Annotated in this window: 15 protein-coding genes and 1 pseudogene; 5 read left to right on the plus strand and 11 right to left on the minus strand. The window is 69.9% G+C overall.

The window, feature by feature from the left end:
• Positions 1-9: 9 nt before the first annotated feature.
• On the plus strand, positions 10-3,105 hold the full coding sequence (locus VFZ09_RS42650) for a serine/threonine-protein kinase (protein WP_329733559.1): 3,096 nt from the start codon (positions 10-12) through the stop codon (positions 3,103-3,105).
• Between the two features lie 106 nt (positions 3,106-3,211).
• On the opposite strand, the gene VFZ09_RS42655 is transcribed toward VFZ09_RS42650, so the two are convergent.
• From VFZ09_RS42655 to VFZ09_RS42675, 5 genes are all read right to left on the minus strand, one after another.
• The gene (locus VFZ09_RS42655) at positions 3,212-3,610 is read right to left on the minus strand and encodes a hypothetical protein (RefSeq protein WP_329733560.1); all 399 of its coding nucleotides are present in this window, start codon (positions 3,608-3,610) and stop codon (positions 3,212-3,214) included.
• Positions 3,611-3,944: 334 nt separating this feature from the next.
• Complete coding sequence (locus VFZ09_RS42660; RefSeq protein WP_329733561.1) at positions 3,945-4,571, minus strand: hypothetical protein; 627 nt, start codon at positions 4,569-4,571, stop codon at positions 3,945-3,947.
• Between the two features lie 243 nt (positions 4,572-4,814).
• Positions 4,815-5,882, minus strand: coding sequence for a zinc finger, RING-type domain-containing protein (locus VFZ09_RS42665; RefSeq protein ID WP_329733562.1), 1,068 nt, complete (start codon positions 5,880-5,882; stop codon positions 4,815-4,817).
• The gene (locus VFZ09_RS42670; protein ID WP_329733563.1) at positions 5,879-7,648 is read right to left on the minus strand and encodes a DEAD/DEAH box helicase; all 1,770 of its coding nucleotides are present in this window, start codon (positions 7,646-7,648) and stop codon (positions 5,879-5,881) included. Before VFZ09_RS42670 ends, VFZ09_RS42665 begins: the two co-directional genes overlap by 4 nt.
• Before the next feature lie 216 nt (positions 7,649-7,864).
• The gene (locus tag VFZ09_RS42675) at positions 7,865-8,776 is read right to left on the minus strand and encodes a LysR family transcriptional regulator (protein ID WP_329733564.1); all 912 of its coding nucleotides are present in this window, start codon (positions 8,774-8,776) and stop codon (positions 7,865-7,867) included.
• A gap of 69 nt (positions 8,777-8,845) precedes the next feature.
• Here VFZ09_RS42675 and VFZ09_RS42680 point away from each other — a divergent pair, with 69 nt between their 5' ends.
• Together VFZ09_RS42680 and VFZ09_RS42685 are read left to right on the plus strand one after the other, a co-directional pair.
• Complete coding sequence (locus tag VFZ09_RS42680; RefSeq protein WP_329733565.1) at positions 8,846-9,757, plus strand: NmrA family NAD(P)-binding protein; 912 nt, start codon at positions 8,846-8,848, stop codon at positions 9,755-9,757.
• Between the two features lie 31 nt (positions 9,758-9,788).
• Positions 9,789-10,496: a pirin family protein gene (locus VFZ09_RS42685; protein WP_329733566.1), complete on the plus strand. Its 708-nt coding sequence runs from the start codon at positions 9,789-9,791 to the stop codon at positions 10,494-10,496.
• Positions 10,497-10,551: 55 nt separating this feature from the next.
• On the opposite strand, the gene VFZ09_RS42690 is transcribed toward VFZ09_RS42685, so the two are convergent.
• Positions 10,552-12,036 carry a hypothetical protein gene (locus VFZ09_RS42690; RefSeq protein WP_329733567.1) on the minus strand — a complete coding sequence of 495 codons (1,485 nt, stop codon included), beginning with the start codon at positions 12,034-12,036 and terminating at the stop codon, positions 10,552-10,554.
• Between the two features lie 176 nt (positions 12,037-12,212).
• On the opposite strand from VFZ09_RS42690, the gene VFZ09_RS42695 reads away from it, so the two are divergent.
• Positions 12,213-13,214: a zinc-binding dehydrogenase gene (locus VFZ09_RS42695; RefSeq protein ID WP_329733568.1), complete on the plus strand. Its 1,002-nt coding sequence runs from the start codon at positions 12,213-12,215 to the stop codon at positions 13,212-13,214.
• Between the two features lie 32 nt (positions 13,215-13,246).
• Here the strand turns inward: VFZ09_RS42695 and VFZ09_RS42700 are convergent, their stop codons facing one another.
• From VFZ09_RS42700 to VFZ09_RS42720, 5 genes and pseudogenes are all read right to left on the minus strand, one after another.
• A complete protein-coding gene (locus VFZ09_RS42700; protein ID WP_329733569.1) occupies positions 13,247-14,974 on the minus strand; it encodes a protein kinase domain-containing protein in 1,728 nt (575 codons plus the stop codon).
• A gap of 478 nt (positions 14,975-15,452) precedes the next feature.
• Complete coding sequence (locus tag VFZ09_RS42705) at positions 15,453-17,006, minus strand: hypothetical protein (protein WP_329733570.1); 1,554 nt, start codon at positions 17,004-17,006, stop codon at positions 15,453-15,455.
• Between the two features lie 14 nt (positions 17,007-17,020).
• Positions 17,021-17,335 carry a hypothetical protein gene (locus VFZ09_RS42710; RefSeq protein WP_329733571.1) on the minus strand — a complete coding sequence of 105 codons (315 nt, stop codon included), beginning with the start codon at positions 17,333-17,335 and terminating at the stop codon, positions 17,021-17,023.
• A gap of 727 nt (positions 17,336-18,062) precedes the next feature.
• Positions 18,063-18,536: pseudogene (locus tag VFZ09_RS42715) on the minus strand (SDR family oxidoreductase); the annotation flags it as partial.
• A gap of 67 nt (positions 18,537-18,603) precedes the next feature.
• Positions 18,604-19,377 carry a hypothetical protein gene (locus VFZ09_RS42720; RefSeq protein ID WP_329733572.1) on the minus strand — a complete coding sequence of 258 codons (774 nt, stop codon included), beginning with the start codon at positions 19,375-19,377 and terminating at the stop codon, positions 18,604-18,606.
• Positions 19,378-19,527: 150 nt separating this feature from the next.
• Here VFZ09_RS42720 and VFZ09_RS42725 point away from each other — a divergent pair, with 150 nt between their 5' ends.
• Positions 19,528-20,553, plus strand: coding sequence for an NADP-dependent oxidoreductase (locus VFZ09_RS42725; RefSeq protein WP_329733573.1), 1,026 nt, complete (start codon positions 19,528-19,530; stop codon positions 20,551-20,553).
• The last annotated feature ends 1 nt before the right edge of the window (position 20,554 follow it).

Raw genomic sequence — 20,554 nt, forward strand, 5'->3', positions numbered from 1 at the left:
CTGACACGCATGGACGAGCCACGCACGCCCCCCGGCAATGGCCAGGCCACGCAAGAGGAGTCCACCCGGACCGACGTCCGGCCGCGGCGGGTGGGCTCCCCCCCGGAGGCCCCGACACAACCCCTGCCGGGCCCCTCCCCGGCGCGGGGCGGCGCGGTGCTGGCGCCCGGGCAGGTGGTGGCGGAGCGGTACACGGTGCTGGCGCTGCTGGGACAGGGGGGAATGGGCGTCGTGCTGTCCGCCTATGACGCGCGGCTGGACCGGCGCGTCGCCCTCAAGGTGAGGCACCAGGACCCGAGCGGCTCCGGCGGCGGCCACGCGCACAGGACGCGCATGCTGAGGGAGGCGCAGGCCATGGCGCGCCTCGCGCATCCCAACGTGGTGGCCGTGTACGACGCGGGCACGCTGGAGGACGGCAGTCTCTACATCGCCATGGAGCAGGTGGAGGGCCAGACGCTGCGGGCGTGGTGCAAGCAGCAGCCGCGCTCCTGGCGCGAGGTGGTGGCGATGTACGTGGCCGCGGGCCGGGGCCTGGTGGCGGCGCACGAGGCGGGGCTGGTGCACCGGGACTTCAAGCCGGACAACGTGCTGGTGGGCAGCGATGGGCGGGCGCGGGTGACGGACTTCGGGGTGGCCCGGGTGGACGGCCCGCACGCCCCGCCGCCCGCGGAGGCGCACGAGACGGACGAGACGCCCTCCCCGGGGGTGTGGGAGACGCCCCTGACGCTGCCGGGCAGGATGGTGGGGACGCCCAAGTACCTGGCCCCGGAAATCCTCGACGGGCAGGCCGCCGATGCGCGCAGCGACATGTTCGCCTTCTGCGTGGCGCTCCACGAGGCGCTCCATGGCCAGCCCGCCTTCGCGGGGAAGACCCCGGCCGAGCGCATGCGGGCGCAGCGCGAGGGGAGGCTCAACCCGCTGCCCGCGCAGACGCAGGTGCCGGCCTGGGTGGGGCGGGTGGTGCGGCAGGGGCTGGAGGCGCAGCCGCGGCGGCGCCCGGACTCCATGCGGGCGCTGCTGCGGGCGCTGGAGGATGACCCGGAGCAGCGCAGCCGGGCCCGGCTGCGGGCCGCCGGGGTGGGGGCGCTGGTGCTGGCCCTGAGCGGACTGGCCGCGGTGGGCTGGTTGAGACAGCGGGAGCAGGGGCCCCGGTGCGAGCAGATGCCGCGGCGGCTGGCGGGAGTCTGGGACGAGACGGTGGAGGCCCGGGTGCGGCGGGCCTTCCTGGGGACGGGGCTGGCCTACGCGGAGGACACCTTCCAGCGCACCGCCGCCGCCCTGGATGCCTATGCCTCCGAGTGGGGGCGGCGCGGGCAGGCGGTGTGCGAGGCGCTGCGGGGGGGCAACGCCTCCAGCCTGCGGCTGCAGGAGGAGGCCTGCCTGGAGCGGCGGCGCGGCCGCCTCGAGGCCCTCACGGCGCTCTTCGCGCGAGGTCCGGACCCGGAGCTGCTGCCCAGGGCGGTGCAGGCGGTGCAGGCGCTGGAGTCGCTGGAGTCCTGCGCGGACGCGGAGGCGCAGGGGGCGGCGCCCCCGCAGGACGCGGCGCTGCGGGCCCGGGTGGCGGCCCTGCGGATGGAGCTGGAGGCGCTGGCGGCGCTGTACGCGGCGGGCCGCTACCGCGAGGGCGTGCGCCAGGGCGAGGCGCTGCTCGCGTCGCTGGAGGCGGTGCCCTGGCCTCCACTGAAGGCGGAGGCCCTCTACCACCTGGCGCGGTTGCAGGAGGCGGCCGGGGACTACGCCGGGGCCGAGGCGCGGGTGCGTGAGGCGCTGCCGCTGCTGGCCGGGGCGCGCGACGAGCGGATGGTGCTGCGGGCGTGGACGCTGCTGTGCTCGCTGGTGGGGGAGCGGCAGGCGCGCTACGAGGAGGCGCTGCAGCTGGAGCTGACGCTGCTCGTCTCCGCCCGGCGCGCCGCCGACGAGGCCACCCTGGCCTCCGCCCTCGGCAGCGTGGGGCTCACCCTCTACCGCATGGGCCGCTACGAGCAGGCCCGGGAGCGCCTCGAGCGCGCCCTGGCGCTGCGGCAGAAGGCGCTGGGGCCCGAGCACCCGGACGTGGCCGCCTCGCTCGGCAACCTGGGCGGCCTCTTCTACGACATGGGCCGCTACGAGGAGTCCAAGGCCTGGAACGAGCGCGCCCTGGCGCTGCGGCAGAAGGTGCTCGGCCCCGAGCACCCGGACGTGGCCACCACCTTCAGCAACCTGGGCAACGTCGCCCTGAAGATGGACCACCCGGAGGAGGCCAGGGCCTGGCACGAGCGTGCCCTGGTGCTGCGGCAGAAGGTGCTCGGCCCCGAGCACCCGGAGGTGGCCTCCTCGCTCAACAACCTGGCCAGCCTCTTCTACGAGACGGGCCGCTACGCGGAGTCGGTGGGCCCGTACGAGCGCGCCCTGTCCATCTGGGAGAAGGTGCTGGGCCCCGAGCACCCGGACGTGGCCCTGGCCCTGGGCAACCTGGCGCTGGCGCTCGACGAGGTGGGCCGCAAGCAGGAGGCCGTGGCCCTGCTGCGGCGCGCCCTGGCGGTGAAGCAGAAGGCGCTGGGGCCCGAGCACCCCTCCACGGCCCGGACCCTCGGCAACCTGGGCAACGTGCTGCACCTGATGGGGCGCGCCGGGGAGGCGGTGGAACTGCTGCGGCGCGCCCTGGCGGTGAAGCAGAAGGCGCTGGGGCCCGAGCACCCCTCCACGGCCCTCTCGATGTGTGCGCTGGGGGACGCGCTGAGGGAGCTGGGCCGCCACGACGAGGCCCGCGCCCACTACCAGCGCGCCCTGGATGTGTACGAGAAGCAGCTGGGCCCCCAGCACTCACAGCTCGCCCTGCCCTTGCTGGGGCTGGGGGAGCTCGCCCGGTCGAGCGGGCGGCTCGCGCAGGCCCTGCCGTTGCTGGAGCGTGCCCTGGCGCTGGGCCAGGACGACGACAAGGCCGAGGCCAGCCAGGCCCTGGCGCGTGCGCTGTGGGCGGTGGGCCGGGAGCGCGCACGCGCGGTGGAGCTGGCCACCCAGGCCCTGCGCTACTACCAGCAGGTGCAGCAGACGCACGAAGTGGCCGAGCTCTCACGTTGGCTGGCGCAGCACCCCCCGCCCCGAGCCTCGTCCCACCAGAAGTGACCGCGTCATCCACCCCGCGGACCGTGCGCAGGGAGTGCGCGTCCGCCCGCCTCCCCGGGCGAGGCAGCGCGCAGGCTTGTCCTCCCCATCTTGGGGTTCCATTTTCTCAGTGGACGGCCGTGGCACCGCTGGCAGCCACGAAGGACATGCGAGGTGCTGAAATGGAACGAGAGGAGATGGTGCGCTGGCTCGGCGGAGCGCTCGCCCTGGCGGGGCTGGGCACCAGGGCGCGGAGCCTCCCTCGCCTGCTCTCGCGCTCTCGGAGCCAGCGGGCGGAGCGGGAGGGCATCGTCACGCCGCCGGGCCGTGCCCACCGGACCGCGCGCCGCCTGCTCACGGGGCTCTGCTTCTTCACCGGCGCCACCGCCTCCTGGGGCGGCATCGAGCTGTTCGGCTGGCCCGAAGGCGGCGCGCCGGGGTTCACGGTACCGCTGTCGGTGCTCGAACACGCCCCGTTCCGTGACTTCTTCGTGCCGGGGCTCTTGCTCTTCTCGGGAGTGGGCATCCCCAACCTCGCGGCGGGCGCACTGGCCCTTCGGCGCCACAGGTGGGGCGAAGTCTTCGCGTTGGGGGCGGGGAGCGCGCTCACGGTGTGGATCGTGACGGAGATGGCGATGCTGCGCTCCTTCCACTGGCTGCACGGGCTCTACCTGGCGGTAGGCCTTGGCACCCAGGCCACGGCCCTGTGGCTCTGGCGCCATGAGGCTCGAATGACCAGACCCCCAGGCGTCACAGGGGGACTGTCGTCGGTCCTCATCGGCAGCGGAGAGGGCCTCCTCGACACTTCATGCCGTGAAACGATGAGGTTCCATCGTTTCACGGCTCAAGAGGAGCCGGCCTCAGGCCCCGCGGCGGGTGGGGGCCAGTCCCAGCCTCAGGTAGTGGAAGAAGTGCCCCCACTGGACCTCCCCCCGGTGGTACCAGGCCGTGAGCAGGCCCACCCCCGCCAGCAGACCCAGCCCCACGCCGGTGGCGGTGGTCGCGTCGTGCAGGGCGAAGCGCAGGTAGAACCAGAGACAGGTGAGGTGGCAGAGGTTGTCGAAGGTGATGATGGCGTTGATGCGGGGGGTCTTGTGGGGCGGGGTGTAGAACCGGCTGCTGCGAAGAGCGCCGTGCTGGTAGGCCCTGGCCAGGAACAGGCCGTGGGTGAGGGAATTGAGCAGGACGAAGACGGGAGCACCCACGGTGGCGAAGGCGAAGACAGCCGAGGCGGTCTCCAGGCCCCAGTACAGCGTGGGATTGACGTTGCCGTAGAGCCAGCTCGCGGCGCGGTACAGGGTGTTGGAGAACGGGAAGGGCAGGTGGGTGAAGAGCAGCAGGCACTCGTACGCCACCCAGAACCAGAGCAGCCCCCGCATGCCGAGCACGCTCACGGCGTACCCGGCGGCGCCATGCACCCCCAGGAGCAGGAAGACAAAGGCGGCATCCCACGGCTTGAAGTACGGCAGGCGGCTCTGGCTCGGCATGTTGGTCCTCCCCTTCACCTCCATCCTACTTCCCTCCGAGCCCCCGGGCTCACGGCGTCAGCGCGGTCCAGTCGCTGTTGACCACGGAAATCTGGAGGCCGGGGTAGGTTCCACGTCACGGCCACCCACGGCTTCTCACGCATACCGGCCTCCCCTCGTCCGCTGAAGCAGGAGGCACGTAGAACAGCTTTTCGCGAAATAAAAGATAAAACCGCGTAAGCGGAGTCTTCGGGCAGTGGGCGCTCACGCACCGCAGGCGGGACAGCGGGGGCGGCCCGAGGCCAGGGGGACGCACGTCTCGCACAGCACGTGGAGACGCTCGTCACAGAGGGCGGGCCGCTCGGTGGTGCCCGGGCAGCCCTCGCAGGGCAGCCAGTCGAAGCCATGGGCACCCGCGGGCAGCCGCAGCACCAGCTCGCGCTCTCCCTTGCGCCGCCGCACGCGCACCCGCACGCGGGCCACCGGCGCCGCCACCCACAGCGCCGCCGCCAGCCGGGTGTGGACACGCAGGGTGAAGCGCTCGGCCAGGTCCCTCAGCTTGCTGTCGCGCTCGGCCAGCAGGTGGCGCACCTTGGCCTCCATCGCGTCCGCGTCCACCCGCCGCCGCGGTGCCCGCGCCTCCGCCACCATCGCCGCGTAGTACTCGCTCATGCGCTCACGGTCCCTCGCGTGCCGCCGGGCCGTCGCCTCGCGCACCCCTCGCAGCACCCGCTCCTCCACCTCCGGGGCGTAGCGCGCCAGCCACTGCTCCGCTCCGGGCTCCACGGCGGGCCTGGGCCATGGCGCCAGCGCGCCCTCCGCCTCCACGTCACACGTGGCGAGGAAACCCTCGCCGGGCCGGGCCCCGTCCCGTGGGTACACCCCCAGCACGCCCACGCCCTCGTGCCGCTCGTCCGCCTCGGCCACGTAGGCCAGCCACGCCACCAGGTACGTCGCCTCGCCTCCCGCCGCCTCCAGCACCTCGGCCACGCCGTTGCGGATGACATAGCGCCCGGCCAGGTTGCGCGCGTGGCCCACCCTGGGCGCCGGCTCCCGCACCAGCCGCGCCCCCGCCACGGGCACCTCCCGCCGCGCCTCGCCCACCACCGCCTCCAGCAGCGGTGTCCCCAGGCCGCACGCCACCGTGCCCCCCTCCCCCGCCGCCGACAGCCGCACCTCCTCCGTCAGGCCCAGCTCCCGGGAGAGCTCCGGCGGCAACAGCGCCAGCACCTCGTGGCCTTCCTCCTCCTCCAGCAGCGCCCCCCGCCGCGCCAGGGCCCGCGCCGCGAAGGCGAGAGGATCCGGCACCGCCCGCGTCCGCATCTCCCTCATGCCTCGAAGTCCTTTCCGAAGAGCGCCGCGTCCAGCGCCTGCGTCCGCTCGTACTGCCCGCGCGCCCGGGCCAGCTCCTCCGCGATGGTCTCGAAGGCCCGCGCCACCTCGTCCTCCCCTCGCGACTCGGCGTAGATGGAGAGGATGCGCTCCTCCAAATCCCTCTCGTCGGCCAGGTTGCCCAGCACCATGTCCATCTCCCCCACCACCAGCTCGAAGAGGTGGATGCGCCGGTCCAGCACGTCCAGCACCCGGTCCTCCGCCGTGCCTCGCGCGCACAGGTTGTAGACGCGCACCTCCTGCGTCTGCCCGAAGCGGTGCAGCCGGCCGATGCGCTGCTCGATCACCATGGGGTTCCACGGCAGGTCGAAGTTCACCAGCACGTGGCAGGCCTGGAGGTTGTGCCCCTCGCTGCCCACGTCCGTGGCCAGCAGCACGGGAACGGCCCCGCCGCGGAAGCGCTCGAGGGCCGCGTGCTTGTGGGCCTGGCTCATCCCCCCGTGCACCACCTCGCGGGGCACCCCGGCCTCCTCCAGCACCTGCTCCACGTAGCCGAGCGTCTCGCGGTAGCGGCTGAAGACGAGCACCTGCTCGCGGTGGGCGCGGAGGATGTCCACCAGCGCCCGGGCCTTGGCCGACTCCCGCACCGCTCCGGCGCACCGTCCCAGCCGCTCCAGCTCGCGGGCCAGCGGCGAGGGGAGCACGTCCTCACCGGAGCTCCGGCGCTCGCGCTGCCGCTCCAGGGTGGCGCGCACCGCATGCGGGCTGGAGCCGGCCTCCAGCAGCAGCGTCGAGGCCGACAGCCGGGCCCGGGCCTCGCCCGCGTGGCGGCGCAGGAAGTCCACCACCTCCGCGTAGAGCGCCCGCTCCGCCTCCAGGGGCTCCACCGCCACCGTCGTCACGTAGCGGGGCGGCAGCTTCAGCCCGCACCGGGCCCGGGTGTTGCGGATGAGCACCTCGGACAGCAGGCGCCGCAGCTTCTCGCGGTTGCGCGGCGAGGTGGGGTCCTTCGGGTCCACGTACTGGCGCCGGAAGTCGGCGGGGGTGGCGAGCTGCCCGGGCCGCAGCAGGGTGACGAGGTTGTAGACCTCCTCCAGGTCGTTCTCCACCGGGGTGGCGGTGAGCAGCAGGAGGAAGCGGCTCTTGAGGCCGTCCACCAGCTTCCAGGCCAGGGTGCGCCGGTTCTTCACGTGGTGGGCCTCGTCGACGATGACCAGATCCCACGGCTGCGCCTGGACGAGCGGGGCATGGCGGGCGCCGCGGGCGAGGGCCAGCGAGGCGATGAGCACGCCCTCGCGCCCCCAGAAGGACTCGGGCGGCGTGCCGGGGGGCAGGTCCGTGGAGGCGAGGGCCTCGAGCCCGGCCTTCCCGGCCAGCTCGCCCTTCCACTGGAGGACGAGCGCGGGCGGCACCAGCACCAGCACGCGGCGCACCATGCCCCGGAGCTGGTACTCGCGCAGCACCATGAGGGCCTCCACCGTCTTGCCCAGGCCGACCTCGTCGGCCAGCAGGGCGCGGCCCCGGTGCTGGCGCAGCACGCGCCGGACCGTCTCGAGCTGGTAGGTGTGGGGCTCCACCCCCTGGAGGGAGGAGAAGGCGAGCAGCTCCTCGAACTGCTCGGCGGCCGCGAGCGCATGGGCGCGCAGGGTATGGGCCACGCAGGCCACGGAGTCGCGGGGATGGGTGAGCAGCGGCCCCAGCGCTTGCGGCGCGAGCGGTGCGAAGTCGGTGGGCGCGAGGCCCGTTTCCACAGGGGGGCTGGACATGGTGCCTCCACTTCGGCCAGGACGGACGGCGGCTCTCCTTGCACGATAAGACCCTACTCGGAAAGTTCAACCCGAAAGGTGACGTCCAAGGGCGGGACGCTGGGCAGGCGGGCACGCGATTTCGTGCAGCCGCCAGACCTGGACCTCGTGGAGGAGCCAGGCCCAACGGCCTCCAGCTCCACCGGCCCGAACGAGCGGCCCTCGCGCTCAACGTCTTCAGCGCCGCGAGGCCCTCGCGGGGCGCTTGTCCAGCGGGCGCATCGGCTCCACCAGCCTGGCGAGGGCCTCGACGAAGATCCGCACCTTCGGAGGGAGGTACTGGCGGCTGGGGTAGACGGCGTACACGGGCCGTACGCGCGCCGTCTCCTCGCTGAACAGCACGCGCAAGCGGCCCGCCAGGACCAGGTCGCGGCACACCAGGCCGGGCAGCCGCGCCACGCCGATGCCCGCGGCCACGGCGTCACAGGCGATCTCGAGATCATTCACCACCAGGTGGGGCTCGATGCGCACCGGCGTGCCTCCCACCTCCCACGTCTCGTGGGCGCGGACGCCGATGCACCTCACCTCCCGCAGTGTCCTGGCGGTGGGCATCCCGTGCTTCGCCAACCAGGCCGGGCTGGCCACGTAGTACATGTGTCCCTCGCCGAGCTTGCGCGCGGTGAGGGTCGAATCATCGAGCTCGCCGACGCGAATCGCGAGATCGAACCCCTCCTGGATGAGGTCGACGCGCCGGTCGGCGAGCAGCAGCTCGACGCGCAGCTTCGGGTAGCGCACCAGGGTGTCGGCCAGCACGGGCGCGAGGAACCGCCTGCCGTACAGCACGGGCGCGGACACCCGCAGCAGTCCCACGGGCTCGCCCTGCCGCCGCCGGAGCTCGGCATGGGCTTCCTCGATTTGCACGGCGATGGCGGCGCACCGCTCGGCGTAGGCGGCCCCGGCGTCCGTCGTGCGCAGGCGGCGCGTGGTGCGCTCGAGCAGGCGCACCTCGAGCCGCGCCTCCAGCTTCGCGATGCGCTCGCTCACCGTCTGCTTGGTCACACCGAGCTGGGCGGCCGCGCGCGTGAAGCTGCCCTCGCGCACCACGGCGGCGAACAGGAGCATGTCGGCGGGAGAGACCGGGATTGTCATGGTGTACCTGACAGAGTGTTCGAAAGGGTCCGCATTGTCTGGAGACTACCCTTCAGGCACGTTGGACCCATGAACGAAAAACTCATCGTGGTGGTTGGTGCGGCCGGGAAGCTCGGCCAGCTCATCGTGCGGGCGCTGGCGTCGAAGCCGGACGTGCGGGTCCGTGCCCTCGTGAGGGAGCCCCGGAAGCCGGAGGTGGCCAGCCTGGCCGGTCCGAAGGTGGAGCTGGCCGCCTTCGACGCGGTGGCGGCGAGCGAGGCCGAGCGGGCGCTCGCGGTGCGGGGGGCGTTCGCGGTGGTGTCGGCGCTCCAGGGCGGGCCGGACATCATCATCGATGCGCAGCTGGCGCTGCTGAGGGCCGCCAAGGCCGCCGGGGCCCGGCGCTTCATCCCCTCGGACTACTCGTATGACTTCTTCGCGCTGCCCGCGGGCGTCAACCTCAACTCGGACTGGCGCCGGACGCTCGGCGAGCAGGCCCGCCGCGAGGTGACCGCCTCCTTCGAGGTCGTCCACGTGCTGCAGGGCATCTTCGCGGACAAGGACGTCCTGGGCTTCCTCGGCGCCTTCGACCCGGACAAGGGCGTGGCCCGCTACTGGGGTGATGGGATGACGCCCATCGACTGGACGACGTGGGAGGACACGGCGCGCTTCACGGCCGCGGCGGCGCTCGACGAGCGGGCGGTGCCCGAGAAGCTCTTCGTCTCCGGGGACCGCATGGACCTGCTCACGATGGCGAGGACGTGGGAGGCGGCGCGCGGCCGGAAGGTGACCCTCGAGCGGCTGGGCTCGCTCGAGGACCTCGAGGCGGAGACGAAGCGGCGCCTGGCCGCCGAGCCGCAAAACATGTTCGCGTGGCTGCCGCTCATGTACGCGCACGCCGTGTTCGGAGGGCGGGCGCTGCTGGGGCCCACGCAGAACGCGCGCTACCCCGACATCCAGGCCGAGGCGGTGAAGGACGCCATCGGCCGCGGGGCCATCTGAGCCGCCGCCCGGCTTTTCGGAGGAGGACACCATGAAGACCCTGTATCGGCCCGAGGGTGCGCGGATGCACCGCGCCGACACCTGGAAGACGAGCGCGTACGCGTTCGTGCCCTACGAGACGCACTTTGGCGAGCTGTGCGGCTTCGCCGATGACGTGGTCGCGCCCGGGCGCGGGTTCGGCATGCACTCGCACCGGGACATGGAAATCACCACCCTCATGCGGGAAGGCGCGCAGCGGCACGCCGACACCACGGGGGGCGCGCATGTGCTCGGCCCCCACGCGGTGCAGACCCTGAGCGCGGGGACGGGCCTGAGTCACAGCGAGATGAACGACTCGGAGCACGCGCCGTTCCACAGCTACCAGGTGTGGGTGTACCCGCGGCACAAGGGCACGGCGCCGCGCTACGACACCTTCTCGTACCGGCCCGAGCAGAAGCAGAACCAGTTCCTGCTCGCGCTCTCGCCGGACCGGCGCGAGGGCAGCGCGCTCATCGGGCAGGACGCCTTCTTCTCGGTGGCGGCCTTCGAGGCGGGCAAGCGGGGGCGGTACGCGCTCCGGGCGCCCGGCAACGGGGTGTACGTGCACTGCGCGCGGGGCGAGGTGCTCGTCAGCGGTCTGCGGCTGCGCGAGGGCGACGCCGCCGGCTTCTGGGAGACCGGCGGCGTCGACGTGGAGGCGGCCGCGCTGGCGGAGCTGGTGCTCGTCGAGGTGCCGATGGCACGAGGGGTGCGCGTCTGAGCGGCCTGACGCGCGCGAGCCTCGCCGTGGTGGCTCCCCCCCTCCCGCCCATCCGCTACTGCTGCGGGTAGCGGTCTATCATGGAGCGGATGACGGACTCCGAGCCGAACACCACGTAGCAGCTCTTCTTCAGGGACTGGTAGGCGCCGATCGTGCTCGGCAGGGGCCAGCGGCTGCCGATGAACATGATGCCCTGGGCATCCATGTCCTTCACGTAGAAGCCCGAGTCGTATTGGCCACCCGGGCAGGAGACCCCCACCCCCCAGGTGCGGCTGGCGTTCGAGTAGACGGCGATCGCATGGCCGCTCGCGGCGTAGTAGTCGGCGCTGTAGTTGCTGGGAGGCACGGGCCTGGCCAGCCAGCCCCCGTCCTTCGCGGGGGTGAAAGGCATCCAGTTGCCGCTCGCCTCCCGGTAGTACCAGTAGCCCGCCCCGCCGTTCTGCCCGGCCGTGGAGAACATCCGGCGGTTGAGGTGCAGCTGCGGCGAGATGGGGAAGAGGTACGTATCGTTGTACGCGGCCGGGGCCAGGGCGGTGGCCGTGCCGTTGTAGAGCGTCTGCTCGATTTTCAGCGTGCCGTCATACACGTCCGGCCAGCTCGCCCGGTGGGCGATGTGCAGGTCCAGTACCGGGCCACCCGGCTCATTCACCCGGAAGTCGCTGTCGTAGGAGAGGAAGTCGAGCGTCTGCCAGTCCACGGTGTTGGTGCAGTTGGCCCATAGCCACGGGCGCCCGGTGGACTCCATGCCCCGCGCCGTCTGCAGCAGGCCGCAGCGGTTGCCCAGATCTCCGGAGTAGACCTGGGTCGCATCGTCGACCGCGTTGGCGTTGCCGCTCTCGTTGAACAGGGGCGTCCACCGCGCGCCGCCGCGGTAGAGGTTGTTGATGAAGTTGAAGCCGCTCGTGCCAAGCCCACGCCCATCCTGGTCATTGATGAGCACGGGCTCGGGCAGGCCGTTGATGAGGATGTTGTCCACCATCCCGCCCCGGTACAGGTCCAACCGCACGGTGACGTTGCCGTAGGTGGAGGAGAGCACGTGGTCCGCGCCGGCGGGGATGGAGAGCGTCTTCGGCGAGCCGGGCAGCAACACCCAGGTCCCGGCCTCCGGATCCAAGCCATAGGCATCGACGGTGTGCGTGCCCGGGCTGAGGGCCGCCAACGACGGGCTGGAGAAGCCGTGGTAGCACCCCACCATGCCCCCGGTGCCGCCCGGAAGATCTCCGCGGTACGTGTTGGCGTAGAAGACCTTGTGGGGGTTCTTGTCCACGTGCAGGAGGATCTTCACCGGGCTCTGGACGGAGGTGCACCCCTGGCCCGGAGCGTCCGGGTGATCCGGGTCATACGCCCAGCCGAAAGCGCCCGAGGCCGAGGCGCCATCGAAGGAGCCCATCACGTTGGGGGACGCCAGGGCGGAGGCGCCGCGTCCCAGCCGTGCCTGCCTGGCGGGGACGGGCTCGCTCGGGGCCGGGCCACAACCGGCCCCCACGGCCAGCAACGACATCCATGCCCCCAGCACCCATCGGCTTTTCAATTCTTTCATTTCCACACCTTTCCAAAGAGAGGAGGGCCCGGAAGCAGGCCCCTCGGCCCGGGTAGAGACAGCTCTGGAAAAATGTGACCGCGCGGAAAGTCCAATCAACCCTGGAACCCTGGAACCCCAGGCGCCGGAACGAGTCCTTTGACACCTCTCCGGCGGCGTCTCTCTGTGACGGAGCCATGACGGCGCTGCCCTTCCTCCGCGACCACGGGCGCGTGCGGAGCGGGCAGACGGTCCTCATCAACGGCGCTTCCGGGAGCGTGGGCTCCGCCGCGGTGCAGCTGGCCAGACACTACGGCGCGCATGTCATCGCGGTCTGCAGCACGGGGAATGTCGACAGGGTTCGAGCCCTCGGAGCGGACGAGGTCATCGACTACACGCGGGAGGACTTCACCCGGCGCCGGGGCGCCTACCACGTGGTGTTCGATGCCGTGGGAAAGAGCGCCTTCTCTCGCTGCAAGGAGGCGCTGACGAATGGGGGCATCTACCTCTCCACCGTTCCCACCCTGGGGATGTTCGTGTTCGCGGACATGCTCTGGACGCGCCTCTTCGGCAACAAGAGAGCGGTCCTGGCGCTGACCGGCCTGCAGCCGCCGGGCGAGAAGAAGAAGGACCTGTGCTTTCTCAAGGAGCTCGCCGAGACGGGACGGATCCGCGCGGTCATCGACGGCCGTTATCCCTGGGAGGACAGCGCCCAGACCCACCACCGCGTCGACTCGGACACAAGCAGGGCACCGTGCTCCTCCAGATGGGAGCTTGAGCTTCGGACCTGTGGGTATAGTGGAGCGATGAAAACAGGCGGATGCGCATGTGGCGCCGTGAGGTACGCGCTCACCCTCGAGCTGACCCCTGTCACGTTCTGCCACTGCTCGAAGTGCCGTCGCTGGCATGGACACGTCGGGGCGTACACCGCCGTCGACCGCCCCGGTCTTCAACTCACCGAGCAGCGAGGGCTCAGGTGGTACGCGGCGTCGCCGACCGTGCGGAGAGGCTTCTGCGGCGAGTGTGGCTCGAGCTTGCTCTGGGACGAAGAGGGCGCGCCGAAGATGTCGATCTGCGCGGGGACCCTCGATGCCCCGACCGGGCTGAGGCCGAAGGCCCATATCTACCTGGGGAGCAAAGGCGACTATTACGAAGTACCTGAAGACGGCCTCCTGCGGCGAGAAGAGTTCACTCGCTGAAGCCCATGCTCTCGTGCGCTCTCTTGCCCAAGTCAGTCTTGCTCCAAGGCCGTGAACGTGGACTCCAGCACCCTGCGCACCATCTTCTCGATGAGGGAGGCAATGCCATCTACCTGCTTCGCCACCAGCTCCTGAACGGCTCTCTCTATTCGTGCCTGGCTCCGCACCGTCGCCTCCGCCGTGACCCCCGCGACCCACGCGAACGGTTGCTCCGACTCAACCTTGGAGGAGCCCTCCCGCTCTCGCAGCACCTGATGAGCTGCCAGTAGCGCGTGGCTTGAGTGCTCCTCGAAGGATTGGAACCCTAGAAACCTGCCGAGGAAGGAGCCTTGCACGAGCCTCCAGGTGCTGTGACTGACGAGCAGGATTCCGGGCGCCGCCTGGCGTGCGAGCACCGCAGCCACCTTCGAGGACTCTCCCGGGAGCAGTGTGCCCACTGCCATGCGCTGCGTATGGACACCACCGCCCACCGACAGTCGGGAGAGAGGCAGGTGCGGCAGTATGTGCTGGAGGGTATCGCGCAGGCCCTGGGAGAGTTCGAACCCCGCGCGCACCGCGCGCACCGCGTCATCATCGTGCCCCTGCGTCCAACCGAAGCTCGCGAGCACCTCGCCACTTGTGGAGAGGACCACGCTGCCGCCATGTCGCTCGATGACCTCAAGGCATGCTCCGTGGAAGGCCCGCTCCAACTCGGTCAGCTCTCTGGCATCGAGTAGCGTTTCGCCCTCGACGAGTCCCGAGAGCCGGCAGGACACCAGCGACACCCACCGCCGAGGAGGAGAGCCGGCGGTGGGGCCCGGTCGCCCACGCCCGGTGCCGAAGAGCCGCTCGCGCAGTTCGCTCACACCCTTGAGCAGTTCCCGCGCCGAGGCGAATCGCCGGGCGGGCTCTTTAGCCAGCGCGGTGGCCAACAGCGCCTCCACCTGCCGAGGCAGTTCCGGGTAGCGTAGACACACCGGAGGCACGGGCTCCGGCGACACCACCCGCTCGCGGAGCTCTTTCAGTGTGGCGCCCTGGAAGGGCAACTCGCCGGTGAGCAACTCATACAGCACTACACCCGCAGCCCAGATATCGGTGCGCGCGTCCTGCGCCTCGCCGAGCCACTGCTCTGGTGCCATGTAGGCCGGGGTGCCTCCGGCGGGCTGGAGCGGAGCGCGGGCCGACCCCACAGTCAGATGTGACAAGCCGAAGTCCAGCAGCTTTAACGACCCCTCCCGGGTAACGAAGACATTGCCCGGTTTGAGGTCCCGGTGGACGATGCCCCGCTCGTGAGCATGGGCCAGACCCGTGGTAATGGCCTCGAAGAATGCCAGCGCGCGCCGGAACTCCGGGCGCTCGTGTTCGAGCAACCGAGCGAGCGACCTGCCTGCCAGGCACTCCATGACCAGGAAGGGAATACGGGTCTGCTCGGGTGGGCGGCTCCACTCCGCCATGTCGAAGATGCGGACGATGTTCTCGTGGTCGAGCCGGGCCACGGCACGTGCCTCGGCGAGTACCAACTCCTCAAAGCCAGGACGGGGCAAGAGGAACTTGAGCGCAACCTCGCGTCCCAGGGTTGTGTCGCGCGCGCGGAAGACCTGTCCCATGCCCCCGCATCCCATCGGCTCCAGCAGTTCGAAGCGCCGGCCATCCACCCCCCCGAGCCACTCCCCGGGGAGTGGCAACCGCCACCACTGTTCGCCCTGGAGCAACTCCTTCAAGAAGGAGACATCCGACTCAGAGCACAGGGAGGAGTCCTTCTCTTCTGCATTCTCGCGCATCTGACCTCCCGGGCCTCGTTCACGCACACCCCTCCCTTGCTAAAAGATGAGAGGTCAGTCCCCTGGATGTGTGGGAGCCCGAAGGCGCCGCACGGTACGCAGGCGGCCCTCCGGGGAAGCATGGAAGCTCAAGGTGCAGCGCTACCAATGCGGCCAGCCTCGGCACTGGCGAAGCGCACCGCCATACTCAGAAAGGCCGCCAGGACCTAACAGGTCCTGAATTGCACCAAGTCAGAGGCTGTACGCGCGCTGGTGCGCGGGGGGCGCTGCACACCTCGGTCGCCGCGCTGCCTCCAACCACGCTGGCTCCGCCTTCGTCGTCGCTGTGTTCGTCGTCATCGCGCCGCTCACTCTGCGGCTCCTCGAGCACCATCTCAACCTGGGCTGGAGCGGAGGCTTACGTATCTTCAATCGGTTGCTCCTTGAGTAGGATGGCGGATTCAGTTGATGAGAAGTCCTCAGCGGTGACAATGGGCTGTCACTTCACCTCCAAGCCCAAATGCCTGAATACGGCGCCGAGAGCGTCTTGGGCGATTCCGCTGTGCTGCGTGTCTTCCGGGTAGTCGGACAGGTCGATGCGTCCCGTCCCACAGATCACGTCGTAGGCGATCGTGGCTACGATCGACCAGAAAATCAGGCAATGACTTGGGCTGTGCTCCAACCCGAAATAGATGTGCCGCTTACGGTCGGACCAGAGCGGTGGCTGTACCAAGAAATTGAGTTCGGAATCATTGCTCAGCTCCCGCAGCCAGTCTCTCCCATAGAGGTACTGCACGGAGGGCAGCACGAACAGCGTCGGGTAGCGCTTACGTCCTATGGTGGCTCGGCTCTGCCAGAACGCTTCCACATCCGCCAGCGTGAAGCCCCCGAGCGTCTCGGCCTTGTAGGAGAGAGCGTTGATGGACTTCAGTCGAGGCTGCTCGGAGCGGCCGACAGCCCCTTCAGCGACGGAGAGGCCGGCTCGTTTCAGAAGATCCTCCTGGTATTGGAGGACGACGTCCCAGTCGGCATTCATCGAGATGAAGCTGCACTCCCCGGCTGCCCTGCACAACCGCTCGAATCTCGCTCCCGGGTAGATGTCGGACAAACACCGCGTCAGTTCGCCACCACCCACGAGTTCCGCGAGCGCAGAGTCCAATGCTGGATTCAGAGCCAGATCAACGAGCACGCAGAAGCTGGCCATGCCATCGCTCATGCTCGCCTTGGCGGCGGGACACAGGTCCGTGAAGGAGCGGAGGGCCAGGCCGTATTGGGTCTCAGAGAGGGACTGGATCGTCAGCTGGACGCGTTGCTTGAGCCAGTCGGGATCGTCGATGCTCCGATACAGGCGGTAGTATAGGAACTGGTTAACCGAGGCGAAGCCCTCAAGAAGACACCTGACACTGACCGTCCGGAACAGCAGCTCCCGAATGGCGCACTCCTCTTCAGCCGAAGAGGCTCCGGCAATAGCGCTCCCGAACAGAGCATCGGGGACCGCGCGCGAGCGGGTGCTCCAGAGCAGCGACAGTGCGTGCCGCAACTCCTGGGCGAGCGGCAGGTGCTTCTTCTTGAAGGCACTCGGGTCATCGAACACACGCTGGGTCACCTGCAACGCCCACCACACGCTTCGAAAAGCGGCGAACGCCTCGTCGGTTCGAGCTAGCGGATCATCCACCATGCCATTCTTGTCGACTGGAATGAATGGCAGATCGTCCTTGCCAAAACGTCTATAGATGAGGAAGTGCCAGAGCTGCGGGCTCAGCCGCTTGGCACTCCGGAAAAGCAGATCCGCTTGAAGGCCCCGCAGCGACGAGAGCAAGGCGCCGATGCTCGTTCCGTGGCTCTGGATCCAATGAGCGAGTTCGTGATGGAGGATGGACTGAGCACCGAAGCTCAGCTCGACCTGGCGCCTTCCGCCGCTGCGATCCTCGACCCACTCCTCGAAGCCGGGACCGTTGAGCGTGAAGTATTGAGTGTATGGACTGTACTCACCTTCATCGGACGAGGAGCGCAGGCTTCTCCTGGAGAGAATGGCCGCCCTGGGAACAGTCACTCCGCTTGCTCCTGCTACCGCTTCTTGTCCCGCCGGTTGCGCTTCTCAACCTTGGAACGTCCCTTGGCTAGCTGATTCCGCAGGTAGTTGAAGGCCTGCTCAAGCGCGGTCTTCGCCGCCTGGGAAACTACGGCCGTCACCAGGATCTCGGCGAAGTTGAGATCGCGCAGGGGCTCACGACGCGTCAGAGCCGCGTCTTCGTCCGACTGGACCTCCCAATGTATGCCGAGTTCTGGATGCTCCTTCTGCAACTCAGAGAGGACTGCGACCATCTCGGCTTCGACGCCTCGCAAGGTCCATTCCTCAATGATTTCAGCGTCCTCTTCCATACGGAACTCACCTTTCCAGATTGGCTGCAAAGTAGAGCGTCGGGACTCGTGGAATCGTCAAGGGCTGTCGCTTTATAACGTGCCCACTCCGCAGCCAGCAACCGGGGCGCTGACGCTAGAGCAGAAAGAGGGATGGCTTGGGACACGTTCGGCGAGAAGGAGGCGGGCGCTGAGTTGAAGGCCGTGGCGGATGAAGCGGGCGAGCGCATGGCCGACTTGGGATCGGTGGAGGCAAGCACCGGGTGTTGGCGTACCTGACAGCACCCAATGGAGTGCGCGCCCTTGTGGAGCACCTGTCACTGTCCACGCGACCTGCTCAGCTGGCTGCAGCGCAGGGGCCACCCCAGCACACGTGGTGTTGAGCCTCAAGCAGTCACGCCACCCCAGACGCCCACGCCCCTGCGGCGTCCCCCTGGAGGGGGGCCACCTGGGCCGGCGTGTGCCCAATGGGGCTGCACCGCGTCTGCACCGGCCCGGCGCACATCCCTTGTGGCACCCGTCAACAGCCCCCACGACCCCTCGGCTCCAAGCCCTCTCCCTCAACACGGCCCCCATCCCTCTTATAAGCCTCCGGATTTGGTCCAAATTTGGTCCGACAAGGATCGATTTGGTCCCCTGATGCGAGCCGTGCCTCCTTTTTAGGAGTGTGTTCGACTCGTGGCGGCGGGCAACCTCTCCTGGAAGCAGCGGGAATCTAACCCGCCGCCCCCACGCGAGGCCCCGCGGCTCAGGCGAGGACCTGGCCGCCCGTGACGCCGAGGATCTCCCCGTTCACGTAGCGCGACTCGTCCGAGGCCAGGAACACGTACGAGGGCGCGAGCTCCACCGGCTGCGCGGCCCGGCCCATGGGCGACTGCTGGCCGAACTTCTTCACCTTCTCGGCGTCGAAGGACTGCGGGATGAGCGGCGTCCACACCGGGCCCGGCGCCACGCAGTTGACGCGGATGCCGCGCTCGATGAGCTCCTGCGCCAGGCCCTTGGTGAAGGTGACGATGGCGCCCTTGGTGCACGAGTAGTCGAGGATACCCGGTGACGGCTGGTAGGCCTGGATGGAGGCCGTGTTGATGATGGAGGCCCCCGCCTTCATGTGCGGCAGCGCGTACCGCACCAGGTGGAACATCGCGAGGATGTTGGTGCGGAAGGTGCGCTCGACGCGCTCGGCCGTGAGCGCCTCGAACTTCTCCACCTTCTTGCCCTGCCACGGTGGGGAGGGGGCGGAACCCCGGCAACCGACGGAGGAGGAACCCTCGCCAGGGAGGCGGGCGGGCTCAGGGGCTGACGGTCACGTCCACGTCCCCCGAGTGGAAGAGGCCGCCCTCGCAGCCGGCCACGCCCTCGCAGGTGAGCACCTGCGCCACGGCGGTGCCGCTCAGCCTCAGCAGGTACTGGCCCTCCACCGTCTCGGAGGGGACGGTGAAGCGGGCCGTGTTGCCCTCCTGCCGCACGTCCAGCACGGCCAACGCGCCGCTGTTCTTGTGGATGAGGCTGGCCTTCGCGGGCTCCTGGAGGACATCCGTCTCGGGCAGCCACGCATAGGCGTAGGTCTGTCCGCGCCGCAGGGTGCCCGGCGAGCCGCTCTCGCGCAGGAAGCGCCGCTTGGCCTTGGCATCGCGCAGGACGAGCACCATCGAGTGGCTGTCGTCCTGGAGGATGATGCGGAGGTCCTCGACGGGCTCGCTGTCCCAGCGCTCGGGGTCGAAGTCGAAGGTAGCACGCGGCGGCTCGCATACCTCGCGCCCGCCGACACCGGTGTCGGGCACGCCCCCGGGCTCGAGCTTCATGGGCTGGCCATTGAGCGTGGCGGTGACGCCGTCCGCGAGCCGGACACAGGACAGGCCCTCGGAGAAGATGAGGGTGAAGCGATGCGCGCCCACGGAGGAGTCCCGTTCGAGGGAGTCCACGTCCGTGAGGGTGAACTTCAGGGTGCGGTCCTTCAGGTCCACGAGGGTGGCGGGCTGGGCCACGGTGCGGCCACAGCCGGCGAGCAGCCCCCACGCGGCGAGCGCGCCCACGACGAAACGAAGAGAGGAAGCGGAAGCCATCGCGCCACCCTACCACCGCCCTCGGGAATGGCCCGGTTCACGACGCCATCTCCCGCGCCAGCCGGGCGGACGGGCGAGCCCGCCCTCGGGTGCCCATCACATGCCGCGTCCCGGGCACTCCTTCCTGGAACCGCGAAGGAGACGCACGGCATGTCCGCCATCAACCGCCAGTTCCTCCTGGCGCGCAGGCCCGAGGGCCGGTTGCGCGAGTCCGATTTCGACTACCGCGAGACCCCGGTGCCCGAGCCCGGTCCCGGAGAGGTGCTGACGCGCACCGTCTATCTCTCCATGGATCCGGCCAACCGCGCGTGGATGTTCCCCGACCCCACCTACCGTCCGCCCATCGGCCTGGGCGAGGTGGTGGCCGGGTTCACGCTCAACGAGGTGGTGGACTCGCGGGACACGCGCTTCCGCCCCGGAGACCTCGTCGAGTGCGATGGCGGCTGGCAGGACTACGCCCTGCTCCCAGGGGACGCGCTCTACAAACTGGAGCCGCGGAGGCCCCTGTCCCACTGGATGAGCGTGCTCGGGGTGACGGGGAAGACGGCGTACTTCGGCATGCTGGAGGTCGGGAAGGTGCGCGCCGGGGAGACGGTGCTCGTATCGGCGGCGGCGGGGGCGGTGGGCTCGTTCGCGGGGCAGCTCGCGAAGCTCCACGGGTGCCGCGTCATCGGCATCGCCGGAGGCCCGGAGAAGTGCAGATGGCTCACGGAGGAGCTCGGCTTCGACGCGGCCCTCGACTACCGGTCCGGGGACCTCTCCGAGCGGCTGGCGGCCTGTTGCCCCGAGGGCGTGGACATCTACTTCGATAACGTGGGCGGCGCGGTGTTCCAGGCGGCGCTGTTCCGGATGAAGACCCACGGGCGCATCGTCTGCTGCGGCGCCGTGTCCATCTACGACACCGACACGCCACCCCCGAGGCTGCTCGGCGTTCCGGGACTGCTCACCATCCGCCGCCTGCGCCTGGAGGGCTTCATCGTCATGGACTTCTACGGCCGCCGGAGCCAGGCCGAGCAGGCCCTGGCGGGCTGGGTGGCCGAGGGACGGCTGAAGGTGCGCGAGGACATCATCGACGGGCTGGAGAACGCGCCGCGGGCCTTGATGGGCCTGCTGCACGGGGCCAACATCGGCAAGCGGATGATTCGCGTCGCGCCGGAGCCCTCGGGGAGAGGGTAGG

The sequence above is a fragment of the Archangium sp. genome (assembly GCF_036277355.1).
Classification (GTDB): Bacteria; Myxococcota; Myxococcia; order Myxococcales; family Myxococcaceae; genus Archangium.